Below are 9,340 nucleotides of genomic sequence, written 5' to 3'. Positions count from 1 at the left end.
TTCCCCCTCTCCCTCATCCCCCCCCCCCCCCCCCCCGAACCCCCCCCCCCCCCCCCCCCCCCTCTCCCCCCCCCCCCCCTCCCCCCCCCCCCCCCCCCCCTGCCCGCCCACGGAGCCGGCGGGCGCGCAGTCGGTTGGCGCGCAGTCGGTGGGCGCGCTGCGCCGACGCCTCTGCCGGCACCATCGGGCGCGGCTGGTGCGCTTCGGGCGCGCAGCCTGCGGGCGCGGTGCGCCGACGCCTCCGCCGGCATCACCGGGTCGGGTGGGGGCCGTCCGCCGCGCGGGTGCGCCGGCGGCTGGGCGTTCGGGTCAGGGGCGCCAGAGGGGGTGTTCCCGGCGCGCCCACTCCTCGCTCACCGATCCCGTGCGCATGCCCCGGCGGGCCTCCGGGTCGGCGAGCGCCATGCCGATGTGGCCGGCCAGGACGACGCCGATCGTCAGGGCCAGCCAGTCGTGGACGAAGGTCGCGCCGGTGCGCCACCGGAGCGGGGTGAGGTGGGTGAACCACATGAGCAGACCCGTGCCGAGCATCACCAGCGTCGCCCCGGCGATCCAGGCCGCGTAGATCTTCTGCCCGGCGTTGAACTTGCCGGCCGGGCGGGACTCCCGTCGCCGGTCCCGGCGCAGCGCGGCACCCAGCCAGCGGCGGTCGTGCGGGCCGAAGCGGTTGAGCCGTCCCAGGTCGGCGCGCAGGGCCCGGGAGGCGAGGCCCGCCAGGACGGGCACGGGCAGGGCGAGACCGGACCACTCGTGGACGCGGACCACCAGTTCGCGGCGGCCGACGAGCTGGGCGAGCCCGGGGACGTAGAGGAAGGCCGCCGTCGCCACGCACACGCCCGTCAGCAGGGCCGTCGTGCGGTGCACCCACCGTTCGGCCCGGGTGAAGCGGCGGATCCGGGTGGCCGGCGCGGGCGGGGCGTCAGCTCGTGGGGTCATCGTCCCGCCCGTTCGACCGTCCCACCCAGGCGTCGACGTCGTAGCCGCGTTCCTCCCAGTAGCCCGGCCGCACCCTCGCGGTGACGGTGATCCCGGAGAGCCACTTGGCCGACTTGTAGAAGTACATGGGCGCCACGTAGAGGCGGACGGGGCCGCCGTGGTCGTGACCGAGGTCCTGGTCCTGCATGCGCAGGGCGACCAGGACGTCCGCGCGGCGGGCCTGGTCGAGGGTGAGGCTTTCGCTGTAGGTGCCGTCGAAGCAGGTGAAGCGGACCGCGCGGGCCCCGGCGCGCACCCCGGCGGCGTCCAGCAGCACGGACAGCCGTACGCCCTCGAAGGGCGTGGCGGGCACGCGCCACCCGGTGACGCACTGGACGTCGCGGACGATGCGGGTCCGGGGCAGCGCCCGCAGGTCGGCGAGGGTGTAGGTGGCGGGGCGGTCGACGAGGCCGTCGACGGTGAGCCGGTAGCTCCGGGCGTCCCGGTGCGGGACGGAGGAGGCCACCGAGTAGTAGCGGAAGCCGCCGCCGTTGGGGAGCAGGCCGGTCAGTCCGGTGGGGTCCTTGTCGGCGGCGCCGGCGAGGAAGGTCTCCAGGCCGCGCTGGAGCGGGGGCGCGGCGGCGACGCCCAGGACGCCGAGGCCGAGGGTGCCGAGGAACACGCGGCGGCCGACGGGCGTACCGCGGTCCTCGGGTGCGGAGGGGTCCCCGGACGTGCCCCGGTCCCCGGACGTACCGCGGTCCCCGGAGGTACCGCGGTCCCCGGAGGTACCGCGGGCCTCGGGTGCGGCGCCGTACTCGGACGGTTCGGAGCCCCGGGACGGTTCGGAGCCCCGGGACGGTTCGGATTTCACCTGTCCATTCGAGCACCTCGGGGCCGGGTGGGGCCAGGGTCCGCGGGGGGCCGTCAGCGGTCCGTCATCTTTTCCCACCGGTCCCCCTGTGGCGGCCCCCGGGCGCGAGCGCGCCGTCGCGGGCGGCGCGGAAGGCGGCGTACGGATCGCGGTCCGGGTAGGACCAGGGGCGCGGGGTGACGTGGTCGCCGATGCGGTGGAAGAGGGCGACGGCCTCGGCGGGCCGGCCCTCGCAGACCTTGGCGTGGGCGAGATAGTTCAGGTCGACCAGCCGGCGGGGGTGACCGTCGTGCTCCCACTCCAGCCACCAGTCGAAGGCGGCCTTCATCACGTCCCGGGCGCGGTGGTCGCGCCAGTGCGCGGCGGTGGCCGGGTCGGCGGGGGCGAGGCCGTGCGCCGCGAGCGCGCGGTAACGCTCGGCGTGCGCGACGATCGGGAGGATGGCGAGCGGGGAGTCGGCGGGGGCCTGCTCGGCGGCCCAGGCGGCGAAGTCGTACACCTCGTGGAGCGGGTCCGGGCCGGCGGCGGCACGGCGTTCGGCGAGGCGGGCGACCATCAGATGGTGGGCGTGGTGGTGGTCGCGGTGGCGGGCCCGAACCTCCTCGAAGATCCGTACGGTGTCGGTGCCGCCGTCGCGCTCCAGCATGAGCAGCCCGAGCCACGGCGTGGGGTCGGCGGGTGCGAGCGCGGCGGCCTGCCGGCAGGCGTCGCGGGCGGGGCCGGGGTCCTCCTTGCCGCGCAGGGCGCGTCTGGCCCGGGCCAGAGCCAGCAGCACGGCGGCGTCGGCGGAGCCGGGCTCGGCGAGCAGCCACTCGTGGGCCCACGCGGCGGCATACGGTTCGAGGGCGAGGACGGTGAGCCGGTGTCCGCGGCGGTCCCAGTCGTCGCCGGTGCGGGCGAGCAGGGAGCGGGCGGTCCGCCAGCGGCCCTGGGCCAGCGCGGTGCGGGCGGCGGCGAGATCCGTGTCGTCGAGAGCCGCGCCCGGGCCGGCGTGCGGGGTGCGGGACGCGCGCACGCGGTCGGAGCCGGCGGAGGTCGGGGACGGGGGCACCGCGGGACTTCCTCATCCTCCTCGGTGACGGACCTGGCGTCGGCCCGCGATCGGCCGATCGCCCACAGCAAATCCCCAGCCGTCCCTCTCGTCAAGGGCCGCAGGAATGTGACAGGTGTCAAGTTCCTTTGCCCGCCACGGACTTGAGCCAGTCACCCCTGACGGAAGGGGCACCGGGAGGGACAAATCGGGCAGGACTGTGGCGTACGCCATGGCGCGGGCCGCGCCGGTACCGGAGCATGGCCGAACGGTCGCCGCCCGCTCCCGGCCCCGAGCCTGTCGCACCGGGTGCCGCGACCCCGCCCAGGGGCGTCACGCACTGGGACACCGCAGTCGGGCACTCCCCCACCCGTGGCCCGACCCGATCATCGAGGTACGCAGCGTGTCGGTAGTGGTTCTGGTCCTCGCCGTGGGTGCGGCCTGCTGCCTGGGCTTCGGATTCGTCCTCCAGCAGAACGCGGCGCAGAAGGCGCCCCTCGGCGACTTCCTGTCGTTCCGGCTGCTGCTCGACCTGGTGCGGGTGCCGCGCTGGCTGGGCGGCATCGGGCTGATGGTGGTCGGCATGGCGCTCGGCGCGGCCGCGCTGGGCAGTGGCGAGATCTCCCTCGTGGAGCCGCTGCTCGCGACGAACCTCCTCTTCGCCCTCGCCCTCTCCCGCCATCAGACGAAGCAGCCGCTCGGCCGTCAGGGCTGGGCGGGTCTGCTGCTGCTCGCGGGCGGGGTCTCGACGTTCATCGTCGCGGGTCAGCCGCGCGGGGGCAGCGCGGACCCCGATCCGCTGCGGCACTGGCTGATCATCGGCGTGATGGTCGGGCTGGCCCTGCTGCTCACCGGGTACGCCAGGCGCTCCCGCCCCTCCTCGAGCGCGGTCCTGCTGGCGCTCGCCGCCGGCCTGCTGTACGGCGTCCAGGACGCCCTGACCCGGGTCAGCGGGGAGCGCTTCACCGAGGGCGGCCTCGTCGGGATGCTGACCGGCTGGCAGCCGTACGCCGTGCTGGTGCTCGGGGTGAGCGGTCTGCTGCTGGTGCAGAGCGCCTTCGAGACGGCGCCGCTGCGCATGTCGCTGCCCGCGTTGACGGCGGCCCAGCCGCTCGCCGGGATCATCTGCGGGGTCGGGTTCCTCGGGGACCGGCTGCGCACCGACGCGGGAGCGCTGACCTGGCAGACGGCGGGGCTCGCGGCGGTCGTCGGGGGCATCGTGCTGCTCGGGCTGCACCCGGCGATGCCCCAGGGCGGGGCGCGCCCGGCGCGGGCGTGCGACCTGCAACCGCAGTGACGGCCCTCGCCCGGCCGCTGATTGGATGGGCGTATGAGCGCTGCTGACGAGATCCTCGACGTCGTCGACGAGAACGACCAGGTCATCGGAGAGCTGCCGCGCGGGCGGGTGTACGCGGAGGGCTTGCGCCACCGCTGCGTCTTCGTCCAGGCGCGCGACGCCGAGGGCCGGCTGTTCGTCCACCGCCGCACCGCGACCAAGCTGGTCTTCCCCTCCCTCTACGACATGTTCGTCGGCGGGGTGGTCGGCGCGGGCGAGAGCTACGACGACGCCGCGCTGCGCGAGGCGGAGGAGGAGCTCGGGGTCAGCGGCCTGCCCCGCCCCGAGTTCCTCTTCAAGTTCCTCTACGACGACGGCGCCGGCCGGAGCTGGTGGTCGGCCGTGTACGAGGTGCGCTGCGTGCTGCCCGTCCGCCCCCAGGTGGAGGAGGTCGCCTGGCACGCCTTCCTCGCCGAGGAGGAGGTCGAGCGCCGTCTGTCCGCGTGGGAGTGGGTACCGGACGGCCTGGCGGCGTACGAACGGCTCCGGACCCACCGGGCGGGACTCGGCGGGCTCTGACGCTCCGGCGGGAGCCGCCGGGTCCGGTGCTCAGGGCCGTTCAGGGCCGGCGGGCACGGCCCCGACCCCGCGCGCCGGCGGGAGCCGCGTGGTGCGGCGATCCGGCGGGAGCCACCCGGCTTCCGTGCCGCGGCGGGAGCCGTCCCGCTCGGTTCGGTTGCTCCATCGGTAGCCGACCCGCTCCGGTTCCGTTGCTCCAGCGGGAGGCGTCCCACCCGGTTGCGTGATCCGGTGGGCGCCGCCCGGTGCGCCGCCCCGAGGGCGGGCCGTCACCGTCCGCCGCAGGGCGGATCGTAGGGCAGGTCCGGTGAGACGTGCTCCTTCCAGACGTCGGCGGACATGGCCTGCCGCGTCGCGGCGCAGATCACCCCACGCGCCCGGTCGGGGTCGGTCTGCCAGAGGCGCACCGTGCCGTCGGCTCCGCCGGTGACCAGCAGGCCGTCACGCGGGCCGAACGACAGTGACCCGACCACGCCGCGGTGGCCGCCCACCGGAAGACCGTGAGCGGCGCTGCGGGCCGGGTCGGAGACGTCCCACAGGCGGATCTCCCCCAGGGCCCCGCCGGCGGCGAGCAGCCTGCCGTCGGGTGAGAAGCCGACGCTGAACACGGTTCCGTCGGTGACCATCGGCTCCCCGACGGCGGTCGGGGAGCGTGGCCGGGAGACGTCCCACAGGGAAATCCGGCTCTGGCCGCTCCCCGTCGCGACCAGCCGGCCGTCCGGACCGACGGCGACGGTCATGACCACCTGACCGATGGACTCCTCACCGAGCAGGGCCGGTGCGGTGCCCGCGCCCGCCCGCCAGACGCGCAGAGCGCCGAAGATGTCCGCCGTGTAGAGGAGTCCGCCGCGTGGTGCGGCCGCCATGCCGCGGATCGACAGCCGCTGACCCGGCAGCTCGCCGCCGAGCGCGACGGCGTGCTCCGGCGAGGACAGGTCCCAGGCGCGCAGGCCGCCGGCCCAGGTCTCCCGCAGGTCGAACGCGGCGGCGACCAGCGTTCGCCCGCTGTCGTCGAAGGCGAGCCGCCCCACGGGCTTGCGCTGTCCCGCCAGTGCCGTGCCGACCTCCGTGGGGTGGGCGGGCGCCGACACCTCCCACAGGCGTACGGCTCCCCCCGCCTCGCCGGTCGCCAGCAGATGCCCGCCGGGCCGGAAGGCGAGGGCGTTCACGGCCGTGCGGAAGGGCGGCAGTGCTCCGCGGCGCGTCAGCCGGGCCGGGTCGGAGACGTCCCAGAGCGTGACCCGGCCGCCGGAACCCGCCGCGAGCAGACGGCCGTCGTCGCTGAGGGCCAGGGCCGACGTCTCCTGCCCGCCCTCCAGCACGGCCAGCGTCGCGGGCAGCCGCCACAGCAGCACCCTTCCCTCGCCGCCGCCGCTGACGAGGGTCCGGCTCGTGGTGTCGAAGGAGAGGCCGGCGACGGTGCCGGTGTGTCCGCGGAGTGTGGCGACGATCGACCGGGCCTGGCCGGGCACCTCGGCGTTCCACAGGTCGACGGCCCCGGTGGCGTCCCCGGTGGCGAGCAGGCGGCCGTCCGGACTGAACGCGACCGCTGAGGCCGCGGAGGCCAGGAACAGGGTGTTGACCAGGCGCGGCCGGTCGGGACGTGAGACGTCCCAGAGCAGCACCCTCCGGTCACCGCCCGCGCTGGCCATCACCGGCCCGCGTGGGCTGAACGCGAGCATGTTGACGACTCCGGTGTGCCCCTTCAGGTCCGCACCGAGCGCCGTCGGACGCGCCGGGTCCGAGACGTTCCACAGCCGCAGGAGCACCGAGCGGCCGCTACCGGGAGCGGTGCCGCCGCTGACCGCGAGCGTCGCGCCGTCCGCGCTGAAGGCGAGGGAGCCGAGCCCCTGTCCCCGCACGCTCAGCACCGTGCTCAGCCGCCGGGGCCGCCGCGGGTCGGCGACGCTCCAGAGCTGCACGGTGCCCCCCTGCGCGGTGCCCCGCACGGAGGTCAGCAGCGCGAGGGTCCGGCCGTCGGGGCTGAACGCCAGTCTCATCACCCCGCCGTCCCGCGCCGCCGGCACGGCCGGGGACAGCGCGACCGGGTTCCGGGGGTCGGACGTGTCCATGATCTTGAATTTGCCGTTGGCGCCGCCCACCGCCATCAGCTGCCCGCGCGCGCTGTACGCGAACGGAAGGGCGTCGGTGCCCGTCCTGGTGCGGGAGGCCGGGAGCAGCGGCCGGGGGCGGGTGGGGTCCCCCACGTCCCAGAACTCCAGTGCGCCCTCCGCACTGGTCGTCAGCCTGTTCCCAGGGCCGACGACCGCCGAGTAGAGGTTCTTGAACCGCGTCGGCAGGGGCGTCGCGTGGACCGCGCCCGCGTCCTCCATCAGCCGGGTGCGCAGTGCCGCCGTCGGCCGCATCCCGTACGCCACCAGATCGAGCTGTGCGGCGAGCGCGCCGTCCCGTCCCCGTTGCCGGTCGGCCTCCGCCGCGACCCGCTGGAAGATCGCGTCGTCGCGCTGTTCCACGGCCTTGCGGCTCTGGTCGAACCCGAAGACCGCGAGACCCGAGGCGAGGACGGCCAGCGCGGTGATGGCGGCCACCGCACCGCGCCTGATCAGCCGGGCGCGGCGCTGGTGCCGCTGGGACGCGTCGAGGAACCCGGCGACCAGCGGCGTGAGATCGCCGTGGCTGCGGTCGGCCGCCCAGGTGCGGGCCAGTTCCAGCCGCGCGCCCCGGTACAGCACGGTCGTGTCCTTGCGCCCGCCCCGGTCCCAGGCGACGGCCGCCTCCTCCACCTCCTGCCGTACGGGTACGCCGTTGCGGCCCGCCTCCTCCCCCGTCCAGGTGCGCAGCCGCGGCCAGGCCCGGAGGAGCGCTTCGTGCGTGATCTCGACCGTGCCCTCCGCACGCTCGACCCCCTGGGTGAGCAGTCGGGCGCGGGTGAACCGCTCGACGAGGTCGGGAACGGCCTGTGCGTCGGAGGCGGTCAGCAGCAGGTCACCGCGTGTCCGGCGGCGACGGGTCACCTCGCCGTTCTCCCCCATCCTGACGAGCCCCAGGAACATCCGCCGGGCCGTTTCCCTGGCCGTCGGGGACAGCCGTCTGTACTCCTCCTCGGCGGTGGCCGCGACCGCGCCGTCGATGCCTCCGGTGTCCCGGTAGCTGCTCACGGTCAGGGTGTCGCTCCGGCGCGCCAGCCAGGTGGCCCGCAGGGAGTGGGCGAGGAGCGGCAGCCGGCCGGCTTCGTACGCGCCGTCGCTCCCGTCCGCCCCGACCTGTCGTGCGGAGCCCCGCAGGTCGCGCAGGACGATGTCCACCAGCCCGGGTGCGAGGGCCACTCGGGCCCGTTCGGCGGGCCTTGTCACCGCACTGCGCACCTCGTCGTCCGACATGGGGCCGACGATGACCTGGCGGTCCACCAGGGCGTCGCGCAAGTAGGGAAAGGCGACGCAGCGGCCGTAGACGTCGGCGCGGATGCCCAGGACGGCCACGGCGACGGGACGCTCACCGCCGGTGAGCGCGGCGAGCACGTCCACGTAGCGGCGGCGGGCGGACTCGTCCCGGCAGAGGGTGAACAGTTCCTCCAACTGGTCGACGACGAGCACGACCCTCGCGTCGGCGGGGAGTGCGAGGCGGTTGCGCAGCAGCGGGCCGAGCCGGTCGGGGCCGGCCTCCACCGCCTCGGCGACCTCCCGCTCCCCTGCCCCCGTGAGCCGGCTGAGGCCCGCGGCGAGCGTCGCGAGCGGATCGGCCGTGGGGGTCAGCAGCAGTTGTGGCCAGCGCTGTGAACCCGGTATCTGCCCCCTGGCCAACTCCGGCAGGAGGCCGGCGCGCAGCAGGGAGGACTTGCCGGCGCCGGAGGGTGCGACGACGGCCAGCGGACTGCGGTCGCGCACACTGAGCTCGAGCCTCGCCATCAGCCTGCTGACCAGGGCTTCCCTGCCGAAGAACCACGCGGCCTCGTCCCTGCCGAAGGGGCGCAGCCCGGGGTAGGGACACTCCTGCGCCGCCGCCGGGGCGTGCGTCCTGTCGGACTCCTGACCGGCGGAGTGATAGTGCTCGTGCCGGTGCAGATCGACCCCGCCGGAGAACACGATCATGTTCGCGGCCGACTGGTACACGGTGCCGTGCTCGTGCGCCCAGGCCCGCAGATCGACCCGCTCGGCGCTCGTCCCGGAGTCCCGGCCGTCGGCGGCGCGGTCCCGGTCGGATGTCACGAGAGCTTGATGTTGGTCATGTCACGGCCGGCCATGTAGACCTGTGCGCTGCCGCTGGCCTCGGCCCGCAACTGCGTGGAGGCGGCCGCCGTCTCCTCCGTCGCCTCGCCCGCGCCCCGCCGCCCGCCGAGCTCGTCGACCAGGGCGGTGAGCGCCGTGGCGGCGGCCGGGTCGTCGTCCAGCAGCCGGCGGAACCGCTCCTCCCAGGCCGCGACAAGAGCGGCCTCGGCGCCCGCCCCGCCCTCTTCGGGGTCGGCGGCGAGCAGCAGCGCCCGGGTGCCTTCCAGTTCCCGTCCCGCGTCGTCGACGCCGGCGGGGCGATGCCGGGTCCACAGTCCGCTTACCCGTGTCCTGACGCGTTCCCAGGCGTCGGTGGTGAGTGCCGCCACCAGGGTGGAGGCAGCCGTCGCCGCCAGTGCCGCCGTCTGTTCGTCCATGCGAGGCCCCCGCTCCGTCATGTGCGCCCGGCGCACCACGTGTGCACCACGTCGCGATGACAG

At 75.6% G+C, this 9,340-nt stretch carries 7 protein-coding genes; 2 read left to right on the top strand and 5 right to left on the bottom strand.

All coding sequences use genetic code 11. From position 1 onward, the window contains the following. Nucleotides 1–309: 309 nt before the first annotated feature. From ACZ4YY_RS24310 to ACZ4YY_RS24300, 3 genes are all read right to left on the bottom strand, one after another. Entirely contained in the window at nucleotides 310–936 is a 627-nt protein-coding gene (locus ACZ4YY_RS24310; protein WP_468293880.1) for a cytochrome b/b6 domain-containing protein, read from the bottom strand. Continuing rightward, on the bottom strand, nucleotides 920–1,597 hold the full coding sequence (locus tag ACZ4YY_RS24305; RefSeq protein WP_468294318.1) for a molybdopterin-dependent oxidoreductase: 678 nt from the start codon (nucleotides 1,595–1,597) through the stop codon (nucleotides 920–922). Before ACZ4YY_RS24305 ends, ACZ4YY_RS24310 begins: the two co-directional genes overlap by 17 nt. Nucleotides 1,598–1,853: 256 nt before the next feature. Then, complete coding sequence (locus ACZ4YY_RS24300) at nucleotides 1,854–2,840, bottom strand: hypothetical protein (protein ID WP_468293877.1); 987 nt, start codon at nucleotides 2,838–2,840, stop codon at nucleotides 1,854–1,856. Between the two features lie 382 nt (nucleotides 2,841–3,222). Between ACZ4YY_RS24300 and ACZ4YY_RS24295 the strand changes: the two genes are divergently transcribed. Together ACZ4YY_RS24295 and ACZ4YY_RS24290 are read left to right on the top strand one after the other, a co-directional pair. After that, a complete protein-coding gene (locus ACZ4YY_RS24295) occupies nucleotides 3,223–4,116 on the top strand; it encodes a DMT family transporter (RefSeq protein WP_468293874.1) in 894 nt (297 codons plus the stop codon). A 33-nt stretch (nucleotides 4,117–4,149) separates the two neighbouring features. Then, nucleotides 4,150–4,674, top strand: a complete 525-nt coding sequence (locus ACZ4YY_RS24290) for an NUDIX hydrolase (protein WP_468293871.1) — start codon at nucleotides 4,150–4,152, stop codon at nucleotides 4,672–4,674. Nucleotides 4,675–4,943: 269 nt separating this feature from the next. Here ACZ4YY_RS24290 and ACZ4YY_RS24285 read toward each other — a convergent pair whose 3' ends face one another. Both ACZ4YY_RS24285 and ACZ4YY_RS24280 read right to left on the bottom strand, forming a co-directional pair. Next, a complete protein-coding gene (locus tag ACZ4YY_RS24285; RefSeq protein ID WP_468293868.1) occupies nucleotides 4,944–8,840 on the bottom strand; it encodes an nSTAND1 domain-containing NTPase in 3,897 nt (1,298 codons plus the stop codon). Further along, the gene (locus ACZ4YY_RS24280) at nucleotides 8,837–9,277 is read right to left on the bottom strand and encodes a hypothetical protein (RefSeq protein WP_468293866.1); all 441 of its coding nucleotides are present in this window, start codon (nucleotides 9,275–9,277) and stop codon (nucleotides 8,837–8,839) included. The genes ACZ4YY_RS24285 and ACZ4YY_RS24280 overlap by 4 nt, the downstream gene beginning before the upstream one ends. Nucleotides 9,278–9,340 lie beyond the last annotated feature (63 nt).

Source organism: Streptomyces sp. NPDC030143 (assembly GCF_055573695.1).
Note: the sequence above shows the minus strand (reverse complement) of the source record. Positions and strands in the feature narration are given on the sequence as shown.